26 protein-coding genes are annotated in these 25,817 nt (G+C 34.6%); 19 read left to right on the top strand and 7 right to left on the bottom strand.

Going from position 1 to position 25,817, the window contains the following annotated elements:
- Window positions 1–9 precede the first annotated feature (9 nt).
- Genes DFQ03_RS09655 through DFQ03_RS09645 form a run of 3 tightly spaced genes read left to right on the top strand, consistent with a single transcriptional unit; the run spans window position 10 to window position 1,603 of the window.
- A complete protein-coding gene (locus DFQ03_RS09655) occupies window positions 10–666 on the top strand; it encodes a TrmH family RNA methyltransferase (protein ID WP_133672963.1) in 657 nt (218 codons plus the stop codon).
- 41 nt (window positions 667–707) lie between these two features.
- Window positions 708–1,235, top strand: a complete 528-nt coding sequence (locus tag DFQ03_RS09650) for an SRPBCC family protein (protein WP_133672962.1) — start codon at window positions 708–710, stop codon at window positions 1,233–1,235.
- A 2-nt stretch (window positions 1,236–1,237) separates the two neighbouring features.
- On the top strand, window positions 1,238–1,603 hold the full coding sequence (locus DFQ03_RS09645; RefSeq protein ID WP_133672961.1) for a VOC family protein: 366 nt from the start codon (window positions 1,238–1,240) through the stop codon (window positions 1,601–1,603).
- Between the two features lie 14 nt (window positions 1,604–1,617).
- Here the strand turns inward: DFQ03_RS09645 and DFQ03_RS09640 are convergent, their stop codons facing one another.
- The 5 genes from DFQ03_RS09640 to DFQ03_RS09620 all read right to left on the bottom strand — a co-directional run bounded on the left by DFQ03_RS09640 (window position 1,618) and on the right by DFQ03_RS09620 (window position 7,407).
- A complete protein-coding gene (locus DFQ03_RS09640) occupies window positions 1,618–3,309 on the bottom strand; it encodes an alpha-amylase family glycosyl hydrolase (protein ID WP_133672960.1) in 1,692 nt (563 codons plus the stop codon).
- A 51-nt stretch (window positions 3,310–3,360) separates the two neighbouring features.
- The gene (locus DFQ03_RS09635; protein WP_133672959.1) at window positions 3,361–4,131 is read right to left on the bottom strand and encodes a carboxypeptidase-like regulatory domain-containing protein; all 771 of its coding nucleotides are present in this window, start codon (window positions 4,129–4,131) and stop codon (window positions 3,361–3,363) included.
- A 74-nt stretch (window positions 4,132–4,205) separates the two neighbouring features.
- Window positions 4,206–6,029 (bottom strand): DEAD/DEAH box helicase, encoded by a 1,824-nt coding sequence (locus DFQ03_RS09630; protein WP_133672958.1) that lies wholly within the window; start codon window positions 6,027–6,029, stop codon window positions 4,206–4,208.
- A gap of 159 nt (window positions 6,030–6,188) precedes the next feature.
- Window positions 6,189–6,833: a DUF4337 domain-containing protein gene (locus DFQ03_RS09625; RefSeq protein WP_133672957.1), complete on the bottom strand. Its 645-nt coding sequence runs from the start codon at window positions 6,831–6,833 to the stop codon at window positions 6,189–6,191.
- On the bottom strand, window positions 6,823–7,407 hold the full coding sequence (locus DFQ03_RS09620; protein ID WP_133672956.1) for a non-canonical purine NTP diphosphatase: 585 nt from the start codon (window positions 7,405–7,407) through the stop codon (window positions 6,823–6,825). Before DFQ03_RS09620 ends, DFQ03_RS09625 begins: the two co-directional genes overlap by 11 nt.
- A 59-nt stretch (window positions 7,408–7,466) precedes the next feature.
- Here DFQ03_RS09620 and DFQ03_RS09615 point away from each other — a divergent pair, with 59 nt between their 5' ends.
- The 6 genes from DFQ03_RS09615 to DFQ03_RS09590 all read left to right on the top strand — a co-directional run bounded on the left by DFQ03_RS09615 (window position 7,467) and on the right by DFQ03_RS09590 (window position 13,143).
- Entirely contained in the window at window positions 7,467–7,919 is a 453-nt protein-coding gene (locus DFQ03_RS09615) for a methyltransferase family protein (RefSeq protein WP_133672955.1), read from the top strand.
- Between the two features lie 97 nt (window positions 7,920–8,016).
- On the top strand, window positions 8,017–8,622 hold the full coding sequence (locus DFQ03_RS09610; RefSeq protein WP_133672954.1) for a SatD family protein: 606 nt from the start codon (window positions 8,017–8,019) through the stop codon (window positions 8,620–8,622).
- Window positions 8,623–8,624: 2 nt separating this feature from the next.
- Entirely contained in the window at window positions 8,625–9,320 is a 696-nt protein-coding gene (locus DFQ03_RS09605; RefSeq protein WP_133672953.1) for a DUF3307 domain-containing protein, read from the top strand.
- An 11-nt stretch (window positions 9,321–9,331) separates the two neighbouring features.
- A complete protein-coding gene (locus DFQ03_RS09600) occupies window positions 9,332–10,120 on the top strand; it encodes an alpha/beta fold hydrolase (protein WP_133672952.1) in 789 nt (262 codons plus the stop codon).
- 140 nt (window positions 10,121–10,260) lie between these two features.
- Window positions 10,261–12,153 (top strand): phosphoglycerate dehydrogenase, encoded by a 1,893-nt coding sequence (gene serA / locus DFQ03_RS09595; protein ID WP_133672951.1) that lies wholly within the window; start codon window positions 10,261–10,263, stop codon window positions 12,151–12,153.
- Between the two features lie 171 nt (window positions 12,154–12,324).
- The gene (locus DFQ03_RS09590) at window positions 12,325–13,143 is read left to right on the top strand and encodes a type IV pili methyl-accepting chemotaxis transducer N-terminal domain-containing protein (protein WP_133672950.1); all 819 of its coding nucleotides are present in this window, start codon (window positions 12,325–12,327) and stop codon (window positions 13,141–13,143) included.
- A 24-nt stretch (window positions 13,144–13,167) separates the two neighbouring features.
- Here DFQ03_RS09590 and rlmH read toward each other — a convergent pair whose 3' ends face one another.
- Window positions 13,168–13,641 carry a 23S rRNA (pseudouridine(1915)-N(3))-methyltransferase RlmH gene (gene rlmH / locus DFQ03_RS09585; protein WP_133672949.1) on the bottom strand — a complete coding sequence of 158 codons (474 nt, stop codon included), beginning with the start codon at window positions 13,639–13,641 and terminating at the stop codon, window positions 13,168–13,170.
- A 65-nt stretch (window positions 13,642–13,706) separates the two neighbouring features.
- Between rlmH and nadC the strand changes: the two genes are divergently transcribed.
- From nadC to priA, 4 genes are read left to right on the top strand one after another with little or no spacing between them, the layout of a single operon-like run.
- Window positions 13,707–14,564 carry a carboxylating nicotinate-nucleotide diphosphorylase gene (nadC, locus tag DFQ03_RS09580; protein ID WP_133672948.1) on the top strand — a complete coding sequence of 286 codons (858 nt, stop codon included), beginning with the start codon at window positions 13,707–13,709 and terminating at the stop codon, window positions 14,562–14,564.
- Window positions 14,565–15,533 carry a YihY/virulence factor BrkB family protein gene (locus DFQ03_RS09575; RefSeq protein ID WP_133672947.1) on the top strand — a complete coding sequence of 323 codons (969 nt, stop codon included), beginning with the start codon at window positions 14,565–14,567 and terminating at the stop codon, window positions 15,531–15,533. It begins immediately after the preceding gene.
- Window positions 15,534–15,580: 47 nt separating this feature from the next.
- Complete coding sequence (locus DFQ03_RS09570) at window positions 15,581–15,970, top strand: DUF2147 domain-containing protein (protein ID WP_243834470.1); 390 nt, start codon at window positions 15,581–15,583, stop codon at window positions 15,968–15,970.
- 2 nt (window positions 15,971–15,972) lie between these two features.
- A complete protein-coding gene (priA, locus tag DFQ03_RS09565) occupies window positions 15,973–18,429 on the top strand; it encodes a replication restart helicase PriA (RefSeq protein WP_133672945.1) in 2,457 nt (818 codons plus the stop codon).
- A 55-nt stretch (window positions 18,430–18,484) separates the two neighbouring features.
- Here priA and DFQ03_RS09560 read toward each other — a convergent pair whose 3' ends face one another.
- A complete protein-coding gene (locus DFQ03_RS09560; RefSeq protein WP_027067302.1) occupies window positions 18,485–19,177 on the bottom strand; it encodes a LytR/AlgR family response regulator transcription factor in 693 nt (230 codons plus the stop codon).
- Between the two features lie 231 nt (window positions 19,178–19,408).
- Here DFQ03_RS09560 and rpsF point away from each other — a divergent pair, with 231 nt between their 5' ends.
- From rpsF to hisS, 6 genes are all read left to right on the top strand, one after another.
- The gene (rpsF, locus tag DFQ03_RS09555; protein WP_027067301.1) at window positions 19,409–19,750 is read left to right on the top strand and encodes a 30S ribosomal protein S6; all 342 of its coding nucleotides are present in this window, start codon (window positions 19,409–19,411) and stop codon (window positions 19,748–19,750) included.
- 5 nt (window positions 19,751–19,755) lie between these two features.
- Window positions 19,756–20,052, top strand: coding sequence for a 30S ribosomal protein S18 (gene rpsR / locus DFQ03_RS09550; protein ID WP_027067300.1), 297 nt, complete (start codon window positions 19,756–19,758; stop codon window positions 20,050–20,052).
- Window positions 20,053–20,066: 14 nt separating this feature from the next.
- Complete coding sequence (rplI, locus tag DFQ03_RS09545; RefSeq protein ID WP_133672944.1) at window positions 20,067–20,519, top strand: 50S ribosomal protein L9; 453 nt, start codon at window positions 20,067–20,069, stop codon at window positions 20,517–20,519.
- A 103-nt stretch (window positions 20,520–20,622) separates the two neighbouring features.
- Complete coding sequence (locus tag DFQ03_RS09540; protein ID WP_133672943.1) at window positions 20,623–23,730, top strand: TonB-dependent receptor; 3,108 nt, start codon at window positions 20,623–20,625, stop codon at window positions 23,728–23,730.
- Between the two features lie 61 nt (window positions 23,731–23,791).
- On the top strand, window positions 23,792–24,268 hold the full coding sequence (locus DFQ03_RS09535; RefSeq protein WP_133672942.1) for a DUF6495 family protein: 477 nt from the start codon (window positions 23,792–23,794) through the stop codon (window positions 24,266–24,268).
- Between the two features lie 82 nt (window positions 24,269–24,350).
- Window positions 24,351–25,730 carry a histidine--tRNA ligase gene (hisS, locus tag DFQ03_RS09530; protein ID WP_133672941.1) on the top strand — a complete coding sequence of 460 codons (1,380 nt, stop codon included), beginning with the start codon at window positions 24,351–24,353 and terminating at the stop codon, window positions 25,728–25,730.
- Window positions 25,731–25,817: the final 87 nt, after the last annotated feature.

The following is a 25,817-nucleotide window of genomic DNA, read 5'->3' as shown; positions in this document are numbered from 1 at the left end:
CTTGGGGGCATGATCGATTTGAAGCTTTTATCGTATTTAGAAGAATTTATTTCAGAAAATAGAAAACAGCGTTTTGTTGAGATATTAGCTGAACGCACTAATTATTTGACCGTTGCGGTAGAAGATGTATTTCAAATGCACAATACTAGCGCAGTGGTTAGAAGTTGCGAATCATTCGGTGTACAGACTGCTCATTTGATAGAGGATAGAAATGGCCAACATTTGGATGAAGAGATTGCCATGGGAGCGCAGAAATGGGTAGATATAAAACGGTATCAAAATTCAAAACAAGTAATAGATTCGTTACGAGAAAAAGGATATAAAATTGTAGCTACTAGTCCGCATGCAGATAGTTCGTTATTGCAAGATTTTAAACTAGATAGTAAAACGGCTTTGTTTTTTGGTACGGAGAAGAATGGATTAAGCGATTATGTTCTAGAAAACTCAGACGCCTATTTAAAAATACCCATGGTAGGTTTTACAGAAAGTCTAAATATTTCTGTTTCTGCAGCAATAATACTTCAGCATTTAACGACCCAATTAAAAGCTTCTGATGCAGATTGGGAATTGACAGAAGAACAAATATTTGAAACACGATTAGACTGGACCAAAAAGTCAATAAAGAGTATCGACGACATTCTAGAAAGATATAAATCTGATAATTAAATTTTAACTAACTTGTTAATCAACAATTAATTAACCAGCCGATGTATACCGTATTTATAATTATTACAATAGTAGTAACCTTGGTAATTATTTTAGCGCTTATTGCGCCAAAAGGTTATGAGGTTTCGAGAAGTATAGAATTAGATCATTCGCCAGAAAAAGTTTGGCAGCATTTAAAATTTTTAAAGAAGCAGCAAGAATGGTCCCCATGGGCTAGAAAGGATCTAAATATGGACCTTACGTTTACAGGTGTCGATGGTGAAATAGGGGCAACGAGCCATTGGAGCGGAAATAAAGATGTAGGTGAAGGGGAACAGGAGATAACGAGAATTGTGGAAGGTGAGCGTATTGAACAAGATTTACGATTTTTGAAGCCCTATAAGTCTCAATCTGATTGCTATATGACGCTTGAAGAGTATGAAGTAAATAAAAGTAAAGTTACATGGGGGTTTACCGGCAAGAATAAATTCCCAATGAGCATTATGATGCTTTTTATGTCAATGGATAAAATGGTTGGTAAAGATTTTGAACAAGGACTGCAGAATCTAAAACATAATTTAAATAATTAATCATGATAGCATGGTATGAAATTCCCGTAGCAAATATGGTGCGAGCACAGAAGTTCTATGAATCCATCTTAGATGTAACCATAACAGTTAATAATTTCGGAGAATTTGTAATGGGTCTATTTCCAGATAAACAGGTTATAGGTCAGGCTAATGGCGCCTTAGTGCAGCATGATCAATATATGCCTAGTTTAGAGGCTGGGGTACTGGTTTATTTAGCATGTGACGATGCAGCCATAGTTTTGGGTAAGGTTAAGGCAGCCGGCGGACTAGTTTTACAACCCAAAACCGAAATTGGTGAGGAACACGGATTTATGGGGCTTTTTAAAGATACCGAAGGCAATAGAATTGCGGTGCATTCTAATGCCTGATTTAAATTGATGTCTTAATTACTAATTTCTAACAAGATAACTTCATAATCATTATCTAACATCACTTTGTTTTTGTTAACCGTTACTTCAGTTTCAGAAAAACGGTCGTATAATTTTGTTCCATCCCCAAAAATTCCTTTTACTGAAATAGATTTTTTTCCTTTAGGTACATCTAAAGCGATAACTACTTTATCGACATAATCATCTTTAGTGAAGTATCTGCTAAATACATACGGGGCTTTAGAAATTCTTTTATGAATACCAGCACCTATCGCAGGGTGATCATTTCTAAAGGTTCCTAATTTCTGCCAATAGTTTAAGGTTTCTTTTGTTTGTGCTAAACTGTCCAGTTCGTTCCAATTCATAAACGAACGTAACGTAGCATCGCCTTGAGTACCTTCAACTACTAGACTACGCGCCGTTTCATCACCATAATAGATTTGAGAAGCTCCAGGAGTAAGTAATAATACATTTGCAGCTCTCTTAGGGTCTGCTCTTTCTTGATCGAAAGGTTGACCATCATCATGAGAAGTAAGGTAATTTAAAACACTCTTGCCTTTGAAAGTGGTGTGCAGTAATTTGCTATACTTGGTAAAAATAGTTTCGTAGTCTTTTGTAGCATCAGTCTTTAATTCAAAATTGATAAGACTCTTAAATCCGTTATCAAAGTAGTTTACTTTTTTATCACCCAGGTCAAATTCTTTTCCGCCAGAAATTCCGTAATTATAAACTTCACCGACCATGTAAAAAGGGTTGTCGTCTAATACCTTGTTGCTATTCTTCTTTTTCCAAAGCTCGAAAGCAGTAGAAGCTTCTTTGTATAGTTCTGCCCATGAATTTTCATTGGCATGTTTAACAGTATCTACACGAAACCCATCGACTCCGTATTTGTTTACGTAATCGGTAAGCCATTTAATAATATAAAAGCGAGGTGCTCTAGGGTAACCTGTACGGTCAAAAAACAATTCTAATTCATCTAGCTCTTCACTTAGTCTACCTTCAGTTTTCCACTTTGCAAGGAGGGCATCTGGTAAATTTACGGCAGCATCAGATTCGGTCAAAATATCTGGTAGATTCGCAACCAGTGTACAAGCGGTAGTATTCTCGTAAGTAGTGAATTCGCAAGTAGGGGAGGTGCGCACCCATTCTTCTGGCCAAACAGGATCTTCTTCTGTTATTGGACCAGTGTGATTCAAAACAACATCCAATAAAATTCGAATTCCATTTTCATGGGCCGTTTTTATTAGTGTATCTAAATCATTATCGGTTCCGAAATTAGGATCAAGAGCTGTCCAGTCTTTTGCCCAATAACCATGATACCCATACGTATTGCCTGTACCTTCATCTGTAGCGCCATGAATTTGTTCTACAACGGGAGTAAACCAAATAGCATTTACGCCAAGGTCTGTGAAATATCCATCTTTAATTTTCTCTGTAATACCTTGAATGTCTCCGCCTAAAAAACCTCTGAGTTCTCCGGTTTCTTCATCGCGTTCAAAATTTAAATCGTTATCTGTATTACCGTTATTGAATCGGTCGGTAAGAAGAAAATAGACGGTAGCTGCTTCCCATTGAAAATTGGGATTCTTTTTTGGGATTTCAACTGAATCTTTAACTATACCAATAGTTTCTGATTTTTCTTTGCTCTTTGGTTGGCAAGAAATCAATGCTATAGATAGTAGCCCTAGTAAAAACACGTTTTTCATTTCCCTGTTATTTGCAATAAAACTATAACAAGGATTCCGTTTTAAAAAATATTATTTCTTTCTATTTAAAACTTTATATTCTTCATAACAGCTGCTAATGGCGTCAAGTATCTGAAGATCATTGGCTGTAGTGATAAAAGATTTAGAGTAATTACAGTTATTTAAAATATCTTGAATGTCAACTTTTTCTAATTGAAGGAATTCTGTAAGTGTTTCCCTATCGAATTTAGAAGCGAGCAGGTTACGAATATCATCGTCTTCTCTCATTTGTCTAAGCTTACGCATTTGCGCAGGTTTTTTACCAAAGAGGTTACGTAATAAATCTGCGGGGTTTAGAATGGCGCCCAATACCTTTGTAACGGCACTAGGGTTTTTGTTACCGCCTTCATAGCTTACACCTAAGCCCGAAATACTGTATTGATAAGCATTGTTGATAGGAAGGTTCTTTACGTCGATTTCTAAGTAACCGGTTAGTTGATATGGTCTAACAATAACTTCTTCTAGAGCATAAGCAAGCTCTGTTAATGCTATTTCGGTATTTTCAAATTTGAACATATCGTTGGTCACCCTAATTTTCTGTGATTTGAAACCAAGAAAAGAAAAATATAAGGTGTCATTTACTGCTGCGGTAATTGAAAACTCACCCTTTTCATTAGTAATTGTTCCAAAAACCTGGTTCAAGTTAACAACGTGTACGCTCTCAAGAGGTTCGTCGCTTTGGGCATTAATAACAACTGCGCTTAGGCGTTGACCATCTTCTGTTTCTTGTGCGAAACCTATTAGAGAAATAAAAATAAGTATAAGCGATAAAAAGTATTTCATTGTACGAACAGCGTAATTAGGTTGCAAACAAAACAAAAAAAATACGCCGAAGCGTATTTTTAATATACAATTAACTAAAAGAAATCTCCCTTTCTTTTGGTGCTACGTCTTTTTCCGGAGTTAGGACTGCTAGATTCGCTGCGTTCGCGTCTTCTGCCTTTAAAATCGCCGCCACTATCTTTTCTGCCTCTTCCGCCACGATCATCATCTCTTCTGCCGCCGCTTCTTTTTCCTCTGAAGCCACCGCCGCTTCTGCGATTTCCACCACCGCCACCGCCGGGGTTTTTAGAAACTTCTACATTAACAAATCTTCCATCAACTTTAAACTCAGTGAATTTTTCAAGAATTTGTTGGGTAGATTCACTTTCCGTATTAAAAAACGAAAAACTTTCTTTTACATCGACTTTAAAGACGTCTTCTTGTCCAAGTCCTACTGTATCTCTAATAAAATCTTTAAGAGACATCCAGTCATAACCATCTTTTTCACCAACGTTTATGAAATAACGAACAGCACCGCTAGTTGGTATTTCACCACCTCTTCGACCATTACTTCGCTCTCTATCTCTACCGCCGTCAGAAGAATTTAAATCTTTTGACTTATTATAGTAGTTAGAGAACCTTGTAAATTCGGCTGAAATTAATTTCTTTATTAATTCTTCACGATCGATACCTTCTAAAATCTCATTGATTTCAGGTAAATAGGAGTCAACATCAGAATTTGTCTCAGTATCTTTTATTTTATTTGCTAAGTGATGTAATTGAATACCACAAATTTCCATTCCCGAAGGAACTTTTTTCAAATCAAATTTTTGATTGATTTTGTTTTCTATAGCTCTAATCTTACGTTGTTCGCTACGAGTAACAAGAACCATAGAGATACCAGATTTACCAGCTCTACCAGTTCTACCACTACGGTGGGTATATGTTTCAATTTCATCTGGTAATTGGTAATTGATAACGTGTGTTATGTCATCAACATCAATACCACGAGCAGCAACATCAGTAGCTACAAGCATTTGAATTTGTCTTTTACGAAAAGAGTTCATTACCAAATCTCTTTGGTTCTGACTTAAATCTCCGTGTAAAGCTCCTGCATTGTAACCATCTTCAATTAAATTTTCGGCAACCTTTTGTGTATCACGTTTTGTTCTACAGAAAATAACTGAAAATATATCTGGGTTTGTATCTGCCAATCTTTTTAAAGCAGGGTAGCGATCTCTACCACCAACAACATAATACTCATGCTGTACAGTTGATGCTCCAGAATTTTTGGCACCTACCGTAATTTCTTGTGGCGAATGCATGAATTTTTTGGCAATGGTAGCTACTTCTTTTGGCATAGTTGCAGAGAACAACCATGTAGATTTTTCGTTAGGCGTTCCAGAAAGAATATCTTTTATATCTTCCATGAAACCCATGTTCAGCATTTCATCAGCCTCATCAAGAATACAATAGTCTATGCTAGAGATATCGACAAGACGTCTACTGATCATATCTTTCATTCGACCAGGGGTAGCAACAATAATTTGTGCACCACGTTTAATTTGTCTTGCTTGGTCTGTAATACTTGCACCACCATATATAGCGACTACATTGATATTACGTTCGTATTTTGAATACGCTTGCATTTCTTTCGTAATCTGCAAGCAAAGTTCACGAGTAGGTGATAATATTAAACCTTGTGTGGTTCTACTATTACTATCAATTTTTTGAATTAATGGAAAACCGAATGCGGCAGTTTTACCTGTACCTGTTTGCGCTAGGGCGACTAGATCGGTTTCACTTTCCAATAAAATTGGGATTGCTTTTTCTTGAACTTCTGATGGGGTTTCAAAACCCATATCAGTAATAGCATCTAATAAGGACTTCTGCAGTCCCAGTGCTTCAAATTTTGTCATAAATATGTTATACTAAATCGCAAATATGAATGTTGCATAGAGCGATTATCGTATATAACCTATTTAGACTCAGGGCAACACATGCTATACCAGCGGCGTTAATTAAGCTGCAAAGGTACTGCTAATAATTGAATCAGTATAATTTATTAGAAAGTAATACTACGGAGCTAGCGTATAGCCATATATAGATAGGAAAGTGCCTGTAATACCAAAGATAATCATAAGCACAATTAACCCTTTTTGTAGTGTTGGACTGTCATAAATAATGATACATACGGCACCAAGTACTATACAAATTTGAAAAAATAGTAGTGCATAGTCGAATTTTTTGGTCGCGTAATCATAGGTTTGAGTCAATTTTTCCCATTGTTTAACTCCGGTAATAATACCCATTTCTCCCTCAATGTCCTGTACCCAGTTTTCTTTACCCACTTGGTCAGATCCTAATAGAATTTCTGTTTTTTCTGATTTGTACTTTACTATTTTATCTTTTACAATAGTAATTTTTTCTTCTATTACCGGTCTATTTTCCTCTATTACAATACCGCTTTCAATTAAAGTACTTAAATAGTCAAGTTCACTTTCTTTCAAACTTTCTTTAATACTTTTAGACTGGTACCAACTAGAATAACTTACCACATTGTTATGGGCAATCATCATTTCTTCTTCTAATTCGCCGTTTACCATTTGTGATATTGCCATAAGTGCGGCAAATAAAGCGATTAGTACACCACCAATAGCTTCAGCTCTTTCCGATGCAACTGAAACTACTACTGTTTCGCCGTTGTCTTTTTTATTTATCATTAATGCTATTTAAATAGGTAGTCAATTTTTTAAACGCTAGCGCTCTATGGCTTATTTCATTTTTAATAGATAATGGTAATTGCGCAAAAGTTTCTTCATAACCGTTTGGTTGAAAGATAGGGTCATAACCAAATCCGTTATTTCCTTTTTTTGTTTCTATAATCTTGCCATCTATTCTACCTTCAAATATATGGGTTTTACCATTTAAGTTTAAGGCAATTACGGTGTTGAAGTAAGCATCTCGATTCTTTTTGTTTCTTAAATTAACTAATAGTTTGTCCATGTTAGCGTTTGAATCGTTTTCTAGACCTGCATATCTTGCTGAATATACACCTGGCTCACCGTTTAAAGAATCTAATATGAGCCCCGTGTCATCTGCAAAGCAAGGCAGCTGATACGTGTTTGTTATAAAATTTGCTTTAATTTTTGCGTTACCCTCTAAGGTAATAGCGGTTTCGGGTATATCGGTCGTACAACCAATCATATCTAAACTGACCAGTTCGATATATGGCGGTACCAACTGCTGAATTTCTTTTAATTTACTGGGGTTGTGGGTGGCGAATACAAGCTTCATGGGAACATTTTGAAATCTAGTTTGTCAATTTACATCAGCAAAAGTAGTAATTTTATAAAATGGAATTAAAAGTGCCGCCGGCTTTAGTGTTTTTGTGTTTCGGATTGATGATGTACCTATTGGCAGAATTTTTACCGATTGGTTATTTTGATTTTTATGGAAGGATGTTGCTTACCAAAATTTTAGCGGTTATGGGTATTGTAATAGCCTTATTGGCATTGATTCAGTTTAAAATGGCAAAAACAACTATAGATCCAACAAAACCAGATAAAGCTTCAAATTTGGTGGTAGACGGAATTTTTAAATTTTCTCGCAATCCTATGTATTTGGCGCTACTTGTTATACTGTTGGCTCTAGGAGTTTTTTTAGGTAATGCTTTCAATACACTGGTCGCTGCTGGGTTTGTAGGTTATATGAATCGTTTTCAAATTATACCAGAAGAACGAATTCTCTTAGATAAATTTGGGCGTTCCTTCAAAGATTATTGTATATTAACAAGGCGTTGGTTTTAAGCGAGCTTTATACATCTACATTAATAACAACGTTAATAATACTAAATATTAATTAATTAGCTTATAATTTAATATATTAGCGTTTTAACTAATAACAATGATAGCCATAATTACCGGAGATATAATTAATTCTGAAAATCATCCTAGCTCGCAATGGATCGATTTATTGAAGAATTATTTCAACCAATTTGGTGCATCGCCAATGAATTGGGAGATTTATCGTGGTGATGAATTTCAGTTAAAGGTTACCGATAAAAATGCACTGTTCACAGCAATTCGTATAAAAGCAATGCTAAAAACCATTAAAGGTTTAGATGTAAGAATGGGGATTGGTGTAGGTTTAGAAACATATGTAGGTACAGGAGTAACTGAATCTAACGGTCCGGCATACCAGCGATCAGGACGCAATTTTGAAACACTTAAAGAGAGTAAAATAAACCTTAGTATTGCAACTGGCGACACTAAAAATGATCGTACATTAAATTTGATGCTACGCTTAGCACTAGATTTTATGGATGATTGGAGTGTTGTTTCTGCAGAAATTGTAACAATGTCACTAGATTATCCTCATTATTCACAAAAAGAAATTGCACAACAATTAGGTATAAAACAATCTGCCGTTAGTCAGCGTTTAAAAAGAGCAAGATTAGATTTGGTTTTAGATGTATTGTCATATTATAAAGAATTAATTACCAGTAAATAAATATGTTGATTTTCATAAAACTAGTATTGGCTCATTTAATCGGAGACTTTATTTTACAACCTACAAGGTGGGTTCTTCACAAACAATCGAATAAGATAAAATCTAAATTTCTATACCTGCATGTACTATTGCATTTTGCTTTATACATGCTTTTTCTTTGGGATTTATCTTTGTGGAAAATTGCATTAATAGTAGCTATAGCTCATTTTGTAATTGATGTACTAAAACTATATTCAAATAATTCATTTAAGAATAAAAGTATTCCGTTTTTTATAGATCAAATCTTACATATATTGGTCGTATATAGCTGTGCTTTTTACACAGATCTATATACTCATACTTTGTCATTATTTGAAAATTTAGACTGGTATTTAGTCACAGCAATTGTATTTGTGACCTATCCGGCAGCAATTATAATGGGGATGATTTTAGAGGGGATGTCTAATCAAATCGAGACGGATCATAAATCGCTGCCAAATGCAGGTAAGTATATTGGTATTATAGAACGACTATTTGTTCTGATATTCATAGTAATAGGTAGGTGGGAAGTTATTGGTTTGTTGATAGCCGCGAAATCTGTTTTTAGATTCAATGATCTTAAAGAACGCAATAATAGAAAACTAACAGAGTATATATTAATAGGAACTTTAGTAAGTTTTGGTTTGGCAATCTTAGCAGGTCTTCTTTATATCTCTTAAATAAAAGCATAATGTCTTCAAAGAATGTTTTATTCTGTTTATTGTTAATAGCCTTTTCTCAAGCAGTAATTTCTCAATCAAACAAATTAAAATCATTTGACGGCGTACAGATTGCTTATACCGATGAGGGAAGTGGAGAAGCGATACTATTGCTACACGGATTTATAAATTCTAAAAAATCTTGGGGTAAAACGGCTTTAAAGAAAGATTTGCTAAATGCCGGTTATCGTGTAATTATTCCTGATTTACGCGGTAATGGAGACTCGGACAAACCTCAAAATGAAGAAGAGTATCAAGACAATGCCGAAGTAAAAGATGTGGTCTTATTGATGAATCATTTAAATATTGAGAAGTATAAAGCTGTCGGTTATTCAAGGGGAAGCATTGTTTTGGCAAAATTACTGACAAAAGACGATAGAATAGCAAAAGCGGTTTTAGGCGGAATGGGTATCGATTTTACAAATGCCGATTGGGATAGAAGAATCATGTTCGCTAAAGCCTTTGATGGCGATGTAAATGAGATGACCAAAGGCGCGGTAGACTATGCAAAATCTATTCATGCAGATTTACGTTCGTTGCATTTACAGCAAAAGTTTCAACCTGTAACCTCTATTAGTGAATTAAATAAAATAGAGATCGATGTTTTGGTAATTTGTGGGGATCAAGATTCGGATAATGGAAATGCAGAAGAATTAAGTAAAACCTTTAAAAATGGTAGTTTAAAAATAGTACCCGGTGACCATAACGGTACGTATAAGACTGTAGGCTTCTCATTATCTGTTCTTCAATTTTTAGACTAAAAGATTGTCATTTTGTCAAATTACATCATAACATAACATTTTTGTTTTATTTACAGGATAACATTTATCAGGATAAATTAAATTTTTACTTTTGCTACTTATTTTAATAACAAAAATTCTTATCCAACCAAAAGAGAATAATGGTAGAAGTTAGTAGAAAATACGTTTTTGATTTTGATAGTACGTTGACCAGGGTAGAAGCATTAGATGTTCTTGCTGAAATGACTTTAGAAGGAAAATCTAACAAAGACGAGGTTATTAAAGAAATACAGAAAATTACCAATTTAGGTATAGATGGTGATATTTCGTTTACCGAGTCTTTAGAGCGTAGAATTAAGTTATTACATGCCAAAAAGGAAGATTTAGACGGATTGGTTGACAATCTTAAAAATAAAATATCTAAGTCCATTGCTGCCAATAAAGAATTTTTTGAAAAGTATGCGGATGATATTTATGTAATATCTTGCGGTTTTAAAGAGTTTATTGATCCTATTGTAAAAGAATACAATATACCATCTGATCGAGTGTATGCAAATACATTTAAATTCGACGAAGAAGGTAATATCATCGGTTTCGATGAAAAGAATGTGCTATCTCAGCATAATGGCAAAATTGATTGCTTGAAGCAAATGAATTTGGACGGAGAAGTTCAGGTGATTGGAGATGGTTACAGTGATTATGTAATGCGCGAAGCAGGTATTGCAGATAAGTTTTTTGCATATACCGAAAACGTGCATAGAGAAAAAGCCGCAAGTAATGCGGATTATGTTACACCAAGTTTAGATGAATTTTTATTTGTGAACAAGTTGCCAAGAAATATCTCGTACCCAAAGAATAGAATTAAGGTTCTATTATTAGAAAATGTGCACACAGCTGCATTCGATAATTTATCTGAAGACGGTTTTTCCGTTGAATTGATTAAACATAGTTTATCTGAAGAAGAACTGCTAGAAAAAATTAAGGGCGTTCACGTGCTTGGTATCCGCTCTAAAACACAGGTTACCCAAACTGTTTTAGATGCTGCCGATAAGTTATTGGTAGTAGGTGCTTTTTGTATCGGTACTACCCAAATAGATTTAGAGACTGCCAAAAAGAAAGGTGTTGTAGTTTTCAATGCTCCATACAGTAATACAAGATCTGTTGTAGAATTGGCTATAGGAGAGATTATTATGTTAATGCGTAGTGTGTTTGATCGTAGCAGAGAAATTCATGAAGGGCAATGGCAAAAAACAGCTGCTGGATCAAGAGAAGTTCGTGGTAAAAACTTGGGTATTGTAGGTTATGGTAATATTGGTAAACAATTATCGGTTTTGGCAGAAGCTATGGGTATGCGTGTTTATTACTATGATGTAGATGATAAATTAGCTTTAGGTAATGCGGTGAAATGTAATACGTTAGAAGATTTATTAAATGTATCTGATGTAGTTACACTGCACATAGATGATAATAAGGCAAACAAAAACTTCATCGGTGAGCGTGAAATAAAGCAAATGAAGAAAGGTGCCATGTTAATTAACCTTTCTAGAGGTTTTGTGGTTGATATTGATGCACTTGCCGAAGGATTAAAAGATGGTCATATTGGTGGTGCGGCAATAGATGTTTATCCTGATGAGCCTGCTAGTAATGGAGATTTCCATACAAAATTACAAGGCTTTGCCAATGTAATTCTTACTCCGCATGTTGGTGGTAGTACAGAAGAGGCCCAGCGAGATATTGCTGATTTTGTTCCTAATAAAATAATGGATTATATTAATTCTGGTAATACTGTAGATGCCGTTAACTTCCCGAATATTCGTTTGCCAAAACAGAATAAGTCGCACCGATTCTTGCATATACATAAGAATGTTCCGGGTATAATGGCTAAAATAAATAAAGTATTGGCAGAATATGAATTGAATATCTCTAGCCAATATCTTTCAACTGATAATGAAGTTGGTTATGTTATTACAGATTTAGATAAAGAGTATAATAAAGATGTAATCAAAGCTTTGAGAAAAGTTGAAAACACCATCAAATTTAGAGTGCTTTACTAGTTTACAATAATTGAATAAGAATTAATAATAATAGGATTCTTTTATATCTGAAGTGCAAGTTGAAAAATTTGCACTTTTTTTTATCCAATAATCACCATTTGTCACAACATTTTTAATTCTTATAGGTTATGGTAATAATACAATTATAGATTGTAGGAAATATCTTTAAGTATGTGGAAAAAGATTTTATCAAAATTAAAATCCGGTAAAAGTTTCAATAACTATTATCTGTTGGTTTTTACTGTAATTGTATTAACGATAGTAATACAGTCAATAATACAGTATTCACTAGCTAGACAGCGACAAGATGGATTGAGAATAAATGTTGCAGGTAGACAGAGAATGTTGTCTCAGTCTATTGTAAAAAGTGTTTACGAATGCAGGTATGGTACCTGTGATTATGGTCAATTACGTTTAGCAATGGCTAAATTTTCTAATGCGAACAGAGCTTTGCAAAAAGGTAATGATGCAACAGGAATTCCAGAACTTGATAATGATGAAATTCAAAAAAACTTTGATAGGTTGCAGCCACATCTAAATTTCATTTTAGAATCAACAAATGACTTCAATAAACTAGAATTGGTTGATTTAGAAAGATTATCCGCTGAAGCAGATAATTTTCTCATAATTATGGATATTGTCGTGGGTCAATTTCAAAAAGCTTCAGAAGAAGATATTAGTACATTGATGATTATAGAATTAGAACTCGCCGTTTTTTCTTTATTGATTTTAATAGCGGAGATTTTCTTTTTCATTAACCCGTCGATAAAAAAGATGTCAATTCAGAATCAGAAATTGAAAGAAATCGCATGGCATCAAACACATGCTTTTAATTCTCACATGAAAAATATTAAGAACTACAATCATGTGCTTAAGATTGAGAAAAATGTGGAGCATAAAGAAGAACTTATCTCTTTTCTAATGGAAGAACTTGCTGATTTGGAGGGTGTATCTGAAAATATGGTAAAATCGCTTGAAAAGCAGGCTTAACAGGTGTTAAAGGTTCTTGTTGTTTTATTGATGATGATAAGGTTCGTTTTTTAAAATAGTATATCCCCTATAAATTTGCTCGGTTATAAATAAGCGTACCATTTGGTGAGAAAAAGTCATTTTAGATAAGCTTATTTTTCCAGACGCCTTTGAATAGATTTCATTACTAAATCCGTAAGGTCCTCCAATTAAAAAAACCAATTGTTTAATGCCTGAGTTCATCTTCTTTTGTAAAAAAGTAGAAAATTCTATAGACGTATACTGTTTTCCTTTTTCATCAAAGAGAATTAAAACATCTGTAGGAGCTAATCTTTTAAGAATTAGTTCGCCTTCTTTATCTTTCTGCTGGTCTTCAGATAAGTTTTTGGTCTTTTTTAGATCAGGTATGAGCTCTATTTCAAAATTGATATAATGCTGTAATCGTTTTTGATATACCTCAATGAGTTCTTGTAGTTGAGGGCTATCGGTTTTACCAATGGCTAAAAGTTTTATAGTCATATGTCAAAAGTAAATCAATTTCGCAAATGGATTTGTAAATTAGCAATACAATAGATTTAATACTTATGATTCCAGAAAAACAATTTAAAGAAGAAATTACATTAATTATAGCAAATGCCATTCGTGAAGATGTTGGTGATGGTGATCATAGTTCGTTGGCATGCATTCCCGATACCGCTACCGGTAAAGCAAAATTATTGGTAAAAGATGAAGGAATCATTGCCGGAGTAGATTTTGCAGAGCTTGTTTTTTATTTTGTTGATCCTAATTTAAAAATAGAAGTGCTAATTAAAGATGGTGCGCCTGTAAGTCACGGTGATATCGTTTTTTATGTTGAAGGTAGTTCTCAAAGTATATTAAAAGCAGAGCGTTTGGTATTAAATGCGATGCAAAGAATGAGTGCAATTGCAACCAAGACCCATATGTTCGTCAATTTATTAAAAGGTACGGGTACAAAGATTTTAGATACAAGAAAAACCACACCAGGCATACGAGCATTAGAAAAGTGGGCAGTAAAAATTGGTGGCGGCGAAAATCATAGATTTGCGTTGTATGATATGATTATGCTAAAGGATAACCATATTGATTTTGCCGGTGGAATTACAAGAGCAATAGATAAGACTAAAAACTACTTAAAAGAAACGGGTCGTGATTTAAAGATTATCGTTGAGGCAAGAAACTTAGACGAAATCAAAGAAATTTTAGAGTCAGAGGGTGTTTATCGAATATTGATAGATAATTTCAATTATGAAGACACGCGTACGGCCGTTAAATTAATTGGTTCTACCTGCTTAACCGAATCTTCGGGTGGTATCAATGAAAAAACGATTAGGGATTATGCTGAATGTGGTGTCGATTATATTTCTTCGGGAGCACTAACACATTCGGTTTATAATTTAGATTTGAGTTTAAAAGCGGTTTAGATGTCTTTAGAGGTCGAAGAAAAGCTAGAAAAAATTCCTATTGTAAATTGGTTCGTCAGATTTTTAAAACAAATCAGGCTACCCGGTTTTGAGGGGCTTTCTGTTTATGATCTTATAGAAATGTATGTACTTGGTATTCTAAGGGGTACACTATCTACACGTGCTAGTGCTATTGCCTTTAGCTTATTTATGGCGTTGTTTCCCTTGATTATTTTTATGGTGACTTTGGTGCCTTTTTTAGTGTCTTATATAAGTATTGAACATGGCGATTTTGATGTACAGTTCCAGTTGTTTCTAGAATCTTTTTTGCCGAGTGCAACCGGCGATTATTTTGGTGAAGTGTTTCAGCAGATAAAAGATCAAAAACGTGGTGGCCTACTATCATCTGCATTTTTGCTTTCAATTTTTCTAATTGCAAACGGTGTAAACTCCATCTTTGGAGGTTTCGAAACATCGTATCATATCGACCTAACACGACATTTCTTTAGACAATATTTATATGCTTTGATGGTAGGTTTGATTTTGGCAATATTAATTATAGTAGGGTTTGTAGCGTATATATACTTTGAATTTTATGTGTTGGGATATTTGTCTGAGTTTGCTGCTAAGCAAGGTGGATATATTTTGGGTGAAGATGAAGTAATTGGTGTACAAATTGCAAAAGTGTTGTTCTTTATAATTCTATCTTATTTTACTACTGCAATTCTGTATTATTTTGGAACACGAGAGGGCAAGCAAGCAAAGTTTTTTTCTTTTGGTGCTTTAATGACAACGACATTGTTTTTGTTAACATCATATCTCTTCGGAATTTATGTTGAAAAGTTCGCGAGATACAATGAATTATATGGAGCATTAGGAGGATTATTGATTTTAATGGTCTACATATGGTTAAATTCTAATATATTGCTACTTGGGTTTGAGCTGAACGCTTCTCTAAATACATTACGTAAAATCACTAAAAAAGAATGATAAACAAAACCATACAGTTAAGTTTTTTATTTACAATATTTATTACAATGAGCGTTTCTGCACAGTCTGTTTTTGGCATGTGGAAAACAATTGATGATCGAACAGGTTTACCTAAAGGCGTGATTGAAATTTATAAGAAAGAAGGAAAAATGTATGGCAAGGTCGTTAAGATTTTGGAAGAAGGGCAAGAAGGTAGGGTTTGTGATAAATGCGATGGAGAATTAAAGGATAGGCCTGTAACCGGTATGGAAATTATTACGGGAGGTGAACGTCATGATGATGGGGAGTGGAAGGGAAAGAGACTATTTGATCCAGAACAAGCGATGACTTTCAGATTTAAGATATGGTTAAATCCAGAAAATTCAAATGAGTTGAAAGTCCGTGGATATTTGGCATTTATCTACAGAACCCAAACATGGATACGTGTGGAGGGATAACTATGGCGAACTTTATTAATGTAATATTACCTATTCCGCTAGAGAAAAGTTTTACGTACAGTATAACTGAAGAAGAGGCGGCATTGCTACAACCAGGTATGCGTGTAGCGGTACCATTTGGTAAGTCTAAAATATACACTGGTTTAGTTCAAAGCATTCACAATAATCCGCCAGAAGTATACGAAGCAAAGGAAATTCATGAGTTATTAGACGATTATCCAATTGTAAATCTGACCCAACTTAAGCATTGGGAATGGATAGCTTCCTATTACATGTGTACATTAGGTGAAGTTGTGCGTAGTGCGCTTCCTAGTGCTTTCTTGCTGGAAAGTGAAACATTAGTTCTTAGAAATACGGAATACGAAATAGATGAAAACGAACTTTTAGATGATGAGTTTTTAGTATTTGAAGCGTTACAGCATCAATCTATACTAAAGGTTCAAGAAGTTTCTGCAATTATAGAGCGTAAAAATGTACTGCCCATTCTTCAACGATTATTAGAGAAAAAAGTAATTGTTATAAAAGAAGAAGTATACGAACAGTACAAGCCAAAGTTGGTCAGGTTTGTAAAATTGGGTGCAGAGCATACAACAGATGAAAAGTTAGAAGAGCTACTAAAATCATTGACCAGGGCACCTAAGCAGAGTCAAGTAGTACTATCGTTATTTCAATTACAGGGAAAAAGTCAGAACCCTATAAAAGTTTCCGAGCTTGAAGCATCTAGTAATACCTCTAAAGCAGTAATAAAATCACTGGTCGACAAGGGAATTTTAGAAGAGTATTTTATTAAGACTGATCGAGTCAGTTATGATGGTGATCCCGATAATTCTGACACTAAAGAATTAAACGAATATCAAGAGGCTGCTTTAGTTGATATAAAATCTTCTTTCGATGAAGGGAAAGTAACATTATTAAAAGGGGTGACCTCTTCGGGTAAGACTGAAGTTTATGTAAAGCTGATAGAAGAATGTTTGGAAAAAGGACTGCAGGTATTGTATTTATTGCCAGAAATAGCTTTAACAACGCAGCTTATAGGTAGATTACAAGAATATTTTGGAGAAAGAATAGCTATTTACCATTCTAAATATAATGTTCAAGAACGTGTAGAAGTTTGGCAAAACGTTTTGCAAGCAAAACCTAAGGCGCAATTGGTTATTGGTGCGAGATCAGCAATGTATTTGCCTTTTAATAGGTTGGGGTTGGTAATTGTAGATGAGGAACATGAAAGTTCTTTTAAACAATTTGATCCGGCACCAAGATATCATGCTAGAGATGCTGCAATAGTTTTAGGTCATTTGCATAAGGCAAATATTCTATTAGGTTCGGCAACACCAAGTGTTGAAAGTTATTATAATGTGCAAACGGGTAAATATGGTTATGCAGAAATAACAAGACGCTATGGTAATGTGCTAATGCCAGAAATGGAGTTGGTTGATATTAAAGAAGCTTCTAGAAAAAGAAAGATGAAAGGTCATTTCTCTGAGCGTCTTTTTATGGAAATGGAAGAAACCTTAAAAGAAGGTGCGCAAATCATACTTTTTCAGAATAGACGTGGTTTTGCCCCGTTAATGGAATGCTTAACATGTGGTCATACTCCACAATGCCCAAATTGCGATGTAAGTTTAACTTATCATCAATATAGAAATCAATTACGTTGCCATTACTGTGGTCATCATACTGCATTGCCAGAGATTTGTTTTGCATGCGGCAGTCCAGATTTAGATACAAAAGGTTTTGGTACCGAGCAAATAGAGAAAGAGGTTTCGGGGCTATTCCCAGAAGCTAAGGTTGGTCGAATGGATTTGGATACTACGCGAGGTAAGCATGGTTATGAAAAAATAATTACAGCTTTTGAACAACAAGAATTAGATATTTTGGTGGGGACCCAAATGTTAACTAAAGGACTAGATTTTAGAAACGTGAATTTGGTGGGTGTAATGAATGCAGATTCATTATTGAACTTTCCTGATTATCGTGCTCATGAAAGAACCTATCAATTATTAACACAAGTATCGGGTAGGGCAGGGCGAACCAAAAAAAGAGGACGTGTAGTTATACAGACCTATAATCCCTATCATCAAATATTAAAGCAAGTAACCACAAGTGATTATGAAGGCATGTATACAGAGCAGTTATATGAAAGGGAGCAGTTTAAGTATCCACCGGTAAATAGAATTATTAAAGTAACGTTCAAGCATAAAAATTACAATGTTCTAAATGAAGCTGCAGATTGGTTTGCAGGGGCATTACGAACTAATTTTGGTGATACTGTTTTAGGGCCGGAATATCCGCCCGTGGCAAGAATTAGAAATCAGTATTTAAAACATATCGTAATTAAAGTTCGTAAAGTACATTCTTTGGCACAGACAAAAGCAAATATTAGGCGAATAGAAAAATCGTTTAAAGCTGTGGCAATGTATAGAAGTGTTAGGGTGATATATAATGTAGACCATATATAAACTAAAAAAGACCGCTAAGTAGCGGTCTTTTTTGAAAGTAAAATTATACCATATATTATACGTTACTTAGCGCTTCGGCTAGTTCTGTCTTTTTATTTCTACTTAGAGGTATTGATCTACCACTAACTTCAACGTTTTTACTATTGAATTTTTCAACCTTTTCTAGGTTAATGATATATGATTTGTGAATTCTTAAAAACTTATCTTCTGGCAATTGCTTTTCAAAAGACTTCATTGTTGATAAGATTACGATATTAGCTTCGTCGGTTACTAATTTTATATAGTCACCAAGTGCTTCGATCCACTTAATATCATTTAAAATAACCTTTCTTTTCTTTAGGTTGCTCTTTACGAAAATGTGCTCTTCGTCTTCATTGACTCTGTGCAATTGTTCGTAGTTCGCAACAGCTCTTTTAACAGAAGCATCAAAACGTGCCATGGTAATCGGTTTATGTAAATAATCCGTTACGTCATAGTCAAATGCTTTAAGTGCATAATCTGGTTTACCGGTAATCAAAATTACCTGAGGACTGTTTTCTAGTGACTCGAGTAGGTCAAATCCTGTAATAATTGGCATCTCAACATCAAGAAATATAAGATCTATCTCATGGTTCTTGATTCCGTTTTTAGCCTCGATAGCATTACTGTATTCAGCTACCATAGTCAAATTCGGATGATTGTTTACCAACTTGGCAACGGCCATCCTTTGCATAGATGAGTCGTCAACGATGATACTTCTTAACTTCATAAGGGTTGATTTGTGGGGTTAAATCATCGACAAAGAACCGAAAAAACATGCTGAACTGCAACAAAAGATGTGAACAATGCACTGTTGATCGTGTATTTGGTAATGATGATATGTTTAAGATTTGGTTTATTTTTAAATGTTGTTACCATCTAATAACGAAGAATATTCGTATTTCTTATAATTATTTTAAAAAAAATATCTATTTTTGCACTCTTTAAAAACAAATATAATATGAACCATTACGAAACTGTTTTCATTTTGAATCCCGTTCTATCTGATGTTCAGATAGAGGAAACAGTTAAGAAATTCGAAGATTTCTTAATTAACAATGGCGCCAAAATGGTAGCTAAAGAGAATTGGGGGCTAAAGAAATTAGCTTATCCTATTCAAAACAAAAAGAGTGGATTTTACCACTTGTTTGAATTTACTAACACTGGTGAGGTAGTTACACCTTACGAGCAGGAGTTTAGAAGAGATGAACGTGTTATGCGTTTCTTGACCGTTAAGTTGGACAAGCACGCCGTTGCATGGGCAGAAAAAAGAAGAACAAGAAACAAAACCGCTAAAGCTTAAGTATTATGGCAACATTACAACAACAGGCAAAAGGAAAGAAAGATGGAGAGATCAGGTATCTTACTCCACTAAACATTGAAACCAACACTAAGAAGAAGTATTGTCGTTTTAAAAAATCTGGTATTAAGTACGTAGATTATAAAGATGCTGATTTTTTATTAAAGTTGGTAAACGAGCAAGGTAAATTGTTACCTAGAAGACTTACTGGAACTTCATTGAAGTATCAAAGAAAAGTTGCACAAGCAGTAAAAAGAGCTCGTCATTTGGCATTAATGCCATATGTTGCTGATTTATTAAAATAATAAGACAAAGAATCATGGAGCTTATATTAAAAGAAGACGTACAAAATTTAGGTTTTAAAGACGACGTAGTAAACGTTAAGAATGGTTACGGAAGAAACTTCCTTATACCTAAAGGCTTAGCTACTATGGCTACTGTTTCTGCTAAAAAAGTTTTAGCTGAGAACTTAAAGCAAAGAGCACATAAAGATAAAAAAGTTGTTGATGCTGCTAAGAAAGTAGAAGAAGCATTAAAAGCTTTAGAATTGAAGATTACCGCTAAGACAGGTGCTGCCGATAAATTATTCGGTTCTGTTACTAATGGTGATTTAGCTGATGCAATTGAAAAAGAAGGTCATTCAATTGACAAAAAATTCATTAGTATTCAAGGTGGTGCAGTTAAAAGAACTGGACCTTACAATGCACAAATTAGATTACACCGCGAGGTAATTGTTGATTTTGGTTTCGAAGTAGTAGCGGAACAAAAATAATTAACTATCTAAGTTGATAAATTTAAAAGAGCTGTGCGTGCATAGCTCTTTTTTTATTGGTATTTTTGTTAAAGAACTCATAAATAACTCAAAACCAATAAAAATGAAAAACAACTTGTTTTTTCAATTGCTGTTGCTACTTTTTGTAAGTGCAACTTACGGTCAGGTTACTACCTCTAATATTAGAGGTTTGGTAATGGACGATCTAGACCAACCACTTTTTGGCGCAAACATTGTCGCTGTTCACACCCCAACAGGTACAAAGTATGGTTCAATTACCAATGAGGATGGAAGATTCAATCTTTTGAATCTTCGTGTTGGTGGTCCTTATACGGTTGAAATTTCTTATATAGGCTTTAAGCCATATTTACTTACAGATGTCGATTTATCATTAGGTCAAACTTTCAATGTTGAAATTAAATTGGCAAGTGAAAGTCAAGCCTTGGATGAAGTTACTGTAGTTTCTGATCGTTCAGGTACTTTTAGTAGCGATCGTACCGGTGCAGAAACTAGTGTAGGTAGAAGAGAATTAACTCGTTTGCCAACAATTTCACGTTCGGCACAAGATTTTACACGTTTAGAGCCAACAGCTAGCGGAAATTCATTTGGGGGTAGAAATGATCAATTCAATAACTTTTCTTTGGATGGGGCTATTTTCAACAATCCTTTCGGATTAGATGCTGCAACACCAGGTGGGCAAACAGATTCTCAGCCCATATCTTTAGATGCAATTGAACAAATCCAAGTTTCAACTGCACCTTATGATGTAACACAATCAGGATTTACAGGAGCTTCTGTAAATGCAGTTACTAAGAGTGGTTCTAACGAATTTCATGGTACGGTATACGGTTTTTTCAGAAATGAAGATATGACCGGTGGTAAAATTAAAGGTGATGAAATCGTTAAGCCTAAATTAGATCAAAGTCAATACGGAGTTAGTATTGGTGGTCCAATTATTAAAAATAAACTATTCTTTTTTGCCAATTTTGAAAGAGACGAACGTACAGATTTAGGTACTAATGGATGGGTGCCAAATACAGGTTCAGGAGCCATCAACGAATCTAGAGTATTAGAAAGTGATTTAATTAATGTGCAAAATCAGTTATTGGCGGCAGGTTATGATCCAGGTGCCTATGAAGGTTTTACGCATGATGCAGAGTCTACTAAAGGTCTTTTCAAGTTAGATTGGAATATTAACGATAATAACCGTTTAGCGGTTATTTATAACTTTTTGAATGCATCTAAGCAAAAGCCAGCTCACCCATCGGCAATACAGTTTAGAGGTCCTAATGCAAACACATTGCAGTTTCAGAATTCAGGATATGAAATAAACAATGAGCTTAAGTCTATTCAAGTGGAATTAAACTCAACCTTGTCAGAAACAGCTTCTAACAAGTTGCAGGTTGGTTATACTCATTTTAATGATTTTAGAAATCCGTTTTCTACACCGGCTCCTTCTATAAACATAACAAAAGATGGTTCTAATTATATTATTGCAGGTCATGAACCATTCTCTGCGAATAATAGATTAGATCAAAAAGTAATTCAAATTACCAACAACCTTAATTTTTATAAAGGTGATCATACGTATACAGTAGGTTTTTCATTAGAGAAATTTATGTTTGACAACTCTTTTAACCTAACCGCTTATGGTTTTGATTTATTTGGTGGTGTAGATATTGCGGATTTTGATGCATCATCTTATGATTTTGCTGGTCCACAAGCAACATTTAATGCAAATAATGCTGTTCCAGATGGTGAAGGATGGGCATTGGCAGAAACTAATGTAGGTCAATTGGCTTTTTATGTTCAAGATGAATGGAATGTAAATGAGAAATTCAAATTAACATATGGTGTTCGCTTCGATAAGCCGTTGTTCTTTGATTCTGCAACAAAAGCACAAGATGTAATCGATAGAGGTTTTGTAATTGCAGATCAGCCATACCAAAATCCGAATACAGGTGAAACAGTATTTATAGACAATACTCAAATGCCTTCTAATGATTGGTTGATATCTCCAAGAGTTGGTTTTAACTATGATGTGTATGGCGATAGATCATTGCAATTACGTGGTGGTTCTGGATTATTTACAGGTCGTTTCCCATTTGTATGGTTAGGAAATCAAATTTCATCACCAGATGTATTTTTCTTACAAGCTGTAGATCCAGATTATAAGTTTCCTCAAGTATGGAGAACAAACTTAGGCGCTGATAAGCGTTTAGATAATGGTATGGTACTTACGGCAGATGTTTCTTATACTAAAGATATAAATGGTCCTCATGTTCAAAACTGGGCATTGACTTCACCTTCAGGTAATTTATCTGGAGTTGATACAAGAGCAACGTATACGTCAGGAGATTTGTTGAATAGCTTTGGTTTAGGTGCAGGACCTTACGTTTTTACAAACTCTAATAAAGGTAGAATTTGGAACGCTTCATTTAAAGCACAAAAAACATTCGATAAAGGTTTGTATACGATGTTGGCATATAGCTATTTAGATGCTAAAGATGTAAACTCTATTGAAGCAGAGATTACATCAGATGCTTTCGTTGGTAACCCAGTTGTAAACGATGCGAATGCTGATGTTTTGGCGCCATCCAAATATGGAGATAAGCACAGGTTCATTGGTGTAGCTAGTAAAAATTGGGTATACGGTAATGGTAAATGGGGTAGTACACTTTCTACCTTCTTCGAGTATGCTCAAGGTGGTAGATTTAACTATACCTATGGTGGTGATATTAATGGAGATGGGTCAGGCCTTAATGACCTTATTTATGTACCAACATCTGCTGAAATTGGTCAAATGCAATTTGCAGGAGCTGGTCAAGGTGTTGCTTTTGATGCCTATATTGCTCAAGATGATTATTTAAGTGGTCGTAGAGGGCAGTACGCAGAGCGTTACGGAGCCTTATCACCATGGAGAGGGCGTTGGGACGTTAAGTTCTTACAAGATTATAAAATCACTGTTTCTGAAGGGAAAACAAATACTATTCAATTTAGTGTTGATGTGTTGAATATTGGTAATATGATTAGTTCTGAATGGGGCTTAGTTCAACAACCAAACAACATTCAACCAGTTGGTGTAACAGTTGATCCAGATTCAAGTATTCCGACATATACGTTTAATCCAGAATTGACAGAAACGTTTGGATACGATGCTAGCTTGTTATCTAGATGGCAAGCACAAGTAGGATTGAGATATATCTTCTAAGTTTTTAAAATTAAGTTGTAAAAGCCCTAACAAATATGTTAGGGCTTTTTATTTTTGCAAAATGAAATACACGAGGCTAACAAAAGAGCAATTAGAGGAATTGCATCAAGAATTCATTAATTTTCTGGCAACACAATCTATTACGGGCGATGAGTGGGATGCCATAAAAAGAGATAAACCAAAAGTAGCAGAAGAAGAGCTAGATGTTTTTAGCGATTTGGTTTGGGAAGGAGTATTGAGTAAAATTTCTTATTTAGAAAATATTTCAGACAAGCAAATGCATCTTTTTCATTTAACTGAAAAAGAAATGAAATTGATTTCGGTAAAAGTGATGAATCCAGAAATAGATTTAACTACAACCGTTGGTTTCGATTGGTTCAAGAGAAATTGGCAGTCAGATTTTGTAGAGTATTTAACCGCTGCAAAAGCATATACAGATGATAAAAATGTAGACAAATTTTTATTGCTACAGCAAGGTGCGGTAATTACAAAAGGTGATTTGTACAAGTGGTTCGAAAAAGTAATCGTTACCAAGTAAAACAATAATAATCTAGTATTCATACTGTTTAAATATTGCCTTAGTTTTTTGAGGGCTATATTTGTAATACAATAAAAAATTAATGGCACAGAAACCATCTATACCAAAAGGAACCCGCGATTTTAATCCATCTGAAATTGCAAAGCGTAATTATATATTTGACATCATTAAAAGGAATTTTCAAACATATGGTTTTCAGCCAATTGAAACACCTTCTTTTGAGAATTCAGACACGTTATTGGGTAAGTATGGGGAAGAAGGTGATCGTTTAATTTTTAAGATATTAAATTCTGGAGATTTTATAAGTAAGGTGGATGATGCTACTTATGCTGATAAAAATTCAGCTACAATAGCGCCTAGAATTACGGAGAAGGCATTGAGATACGACTTAACAGTGCCTTTTGCACGTTATGTAGTAATGCATCAAAATGAGTTGGATTTCCCTTTTAAGCGCTATCAAATTCAACCGGTATGGAGAGCTGATAGACCTCAAAAAGGTAGGTTTAGAGAATTTTTTCAATGCGATGCCGATGTTGTAGGGTCAGATTCTTTATTGCAAGAAGTAGAGTTGATTCAATTATATGATGCCGTATTTTCAGAATTAAAATTAGATGGTACAAGGATAAAGATGAACAATAGAAAAATCTTAGCAGGTATAGCCGAAGTTATTGGAGCTAAAGATTTATTGATAGATTTTACCGTTGCCTTAGATAAGCTAGATAAAATAGGGGAGGACGGCGTTAAAAAAGAAATGCTTGCTAAAGGAATTTCTGAGGAAGCTATAGAACAAGCTTCTCCATTATTTTTACCTCAAGGAAACAATGATGAGCAATTAGAACGTTTAGATGCACTATTAAAAGACTCTGAAGAAGGTAAAAAAGGATTGGAAGAGCTTCGTTTTATTTTAAATACAATTGCTACGTTAGGCTTGGAATCTGCTAATTTATCCATAGACGTAACACTTGCACGCGGTTTAAATTATTATACTGGAGCCATTTTTGAAGTTGCGGCACCAAAAGGTGTAAAAATGGGATCAATTGGCGGTGGTGGTCGTTATGATGACTTGACCGGTATTTTCGGATTAAAAGATGTAAGCGGGGTAGGTATTTCATTTGGTCTAGACCGTATTTATTTGGTATTAGAAGATTTAAATCTTTTCCCCGAAGCAATTGACCAATCCTTACAAGTATTATGCGTCAATTTTGGAGAGAAAGAAGCAATGGCTGCCCTAAAATTAGTAAGTCAATTACGTAAGTCTGGGGTTAAAGCTGATATCTACCCTTCTAGCGCCAAGATGCAAAAGCAGATGAAATATGCCAATAATCGCAATGTACCTTATGTCATTTTAATAGGGGAGCAAGAGTTGGATAAGAATACTTTTGTGGTTAAGAACATGAAAGAAGGCTCACAAAAAGAATATAGCTTAAGTAAGGTTTCAGATTTTCTAGAGCACATGCGCTAAGTACTTTAAAATCAGATAAAAAATTACTGCGTCATTTTTGATTATATTTGGTTAACCAATCTGGTTGTGCAATTTTATACTGTATGA

It is taken from the genome of Maribacter caenipelagi (assembly GCF_004364175.1).
Classification (GTDB): domain Bacteria; phylum Bacteroidota; class Bacteroidia; order Flavobacteriales; family Flavobacteriaceae; genus Maribacter; species Maribacter caenipelagi.
Note: the sequence above shows the minus strand (reverse complement) of the source record. Positions and strands in the feature narration are given on the sequence as shown.

Excerpts from the sequence above, each read along its gene's own strand:
- DFQ03_RS09625 (WP_133672957.1), bottom strand. The coding sequence starts at position 6,833 with ATGATAAATAAAAAAGACAACGGCGAAACAGTAGTAGTTTCAGTTGCA.
- rpsR (WP_027067300.1), top strand. The coding sequence starts at position 19,756 with ATGGCAACATTACAACAACAGGCAAAAGGAAAGAAAGATGGAGAGATC.
- rpsF (WP_027067301.1), top strand. The coding sequence starts at position 19,409 with ATGAACCATTACGAAACTGTTTTCATTTTGAATCCCGTTCTATCTGAT.
- DFQ03_RS09630 (WP_133672958.1), bottom strand. The coding sequence starts at position 6,029 with ATGACAAAATTTGAAGCACTGGGACTGCAGAAGTCCTTATTAGATGCT.
- DFQ03_RS09590 (WP_133672950.1), top strand. The coding sequence starts at position 12,325 with ATGTGGAAAAAGATTTTATCAAAATTAAAATCCGGTAAAAGTTTCAAT.
- DFQ03_RS09535 (WP_133672942.1), top strand. The coding sequence starts at position 23,792 with ATGAAATACACGAGGCTAACAAAAGAGCAATTAGAGGAATTGCATCAA.
- hisS (WP_133672941.1), top strand. The coding sequence starts at position 24,351 with ATGGCACAGAAACCATCTATACCAAAAGGAACCCGCGATTTTAATCCA.
- DFQ03_RS09575 (WP_133672947.1), top strand. The coding sequence starts at position 14,565 with ATGTCTTTAGAGGTCGAAGAAAAGCTAGAAAAAATTCCTATTGTAAAT.
- DFQ03_RS09650 (WP_133672962.1), top strand. The coding sequence starts at position 708 with ATGTATACCGTATTTATAATTATTACAATAGTAGTAACCTTGGTAATT.
- DFQ03_RS09560 (WP_027067302.1), bottom strand. The coding sequence starts at position 19,177 with ATGAAGTTAAGAAGTATCATCGTTGACGACTCATCTATGCAAAGGATG.
- rplI (WP_133672944.1), top strand. The coding sequence starts at position 20,067 with ATGGAGCTTATATTAAAAGAAGACGTACAAAATTTAGGTTTTAAAGAC.
- priA (WP_133672945.1), top strand. The coding sequence starts at position 15,973 with ATGGCGAACTTTATTAATGTAATATTACCTATTCCGCTAGAGAAAAGT.
- DFQ03_RS09655 (WP_133672963.1), top strand. The coding sequence starts at position 10 with ATGATCGATTTGAAGCTTTTATCGTATTTAGAAGAATTTATTTCAGAA.
- DFQ03_RS09640 (WP_133672960.1), bottom strand. The coding sequence starts at position 3,309 with ATGAAAAACGTGTTTTTACTAGGGCTACTATCTATAGCATTGATTTCT.
- DFQ03_RS09635 (WP_133672959.1), bottom strand. The coding sequence starts at position 4,131 with ATGAAATACTTTTTATCGCTTATACTTATTTTTATTTCTCTAATAGGT.
- DFQ03_RS09570 (WP_243834470.1), top strand. The coding sequence starts at position 15,581 with ATGAGCGTTTCTGCACAGTCTGTTTTTGGCATGTGGAAAACAATTGAT.
- DFQ03_RS09615 (WP_133672955.1), top strand. The coding sequence starts at position 7,467 with ATGGAATTAAAAGTGCCGCCGGCTTTAGTGTTTTTGTGTTTCGGATTG.
- rlmH (WP_133672949.1), bottom strand. The coding sequence starts at position 13,641 with ATGACTATAAAACTTTTAGCCATTGGTAAAACCGATAGCCCTCAACTA.
- DFQ03_RS09605 (WP_133672953.1), top strand. The coding sequence starts at position 8,625 with ATGTTGATTTTCATAAAACTAGTATTGGCTCATTTAATCGGAGACTTT.
- nadC (WP_133672948.1), top strand. The coding sequence starts at position 13,707 with ATGATTCCAGAAAAACAATTTAAAGAAGAAATTACATTAATTATAGCA.
- serA (WP_133672951.1), top strand. The coding sequence starts at position 10,261 with ATGGTAGAAGTTAGTAGAAAATACGTTTTTGATTTTGATAGTACGTTG.
- DFQ03_RS09620 (WP_133672956.1), bottom strand. The coding sequence starts at position 7,407 with ATGAAGCTTGTATTCGCCACCCACAACCCCAGTAAATTAAAAGAAATT.
- DFQ03_RS09600 (WP_133672952.1), top strand. The coding sequence starts at position 9,332 with ATGTCTTCAAAGAATGTTTTATTCTGTTTATTGTTAATAGCCTTTTCT.
- DFQ03_RS09645 (WP_133672961.1), top strand. The coding sequence starts at position 1,238 with ATGATAGCATGGTATGAAATTCCCGTAGCAAATATGGTGCGAGCACAG.
- DFQ03_RS09610 (WP_133672954.1), top strand. The coding sequence starts at position 8,017 with ATGATAGCCATAATTACCGGAGATATAATTAATTCTGAAAATCATCCT.
- DFQ03_RS09540 (WP_133672943.1), top strand. The coding sequence starts at position 20,623 with ATGAAAAACAACTTGTTTTTTCAATTGCTGTTGCTACTTTTTGTAAGT.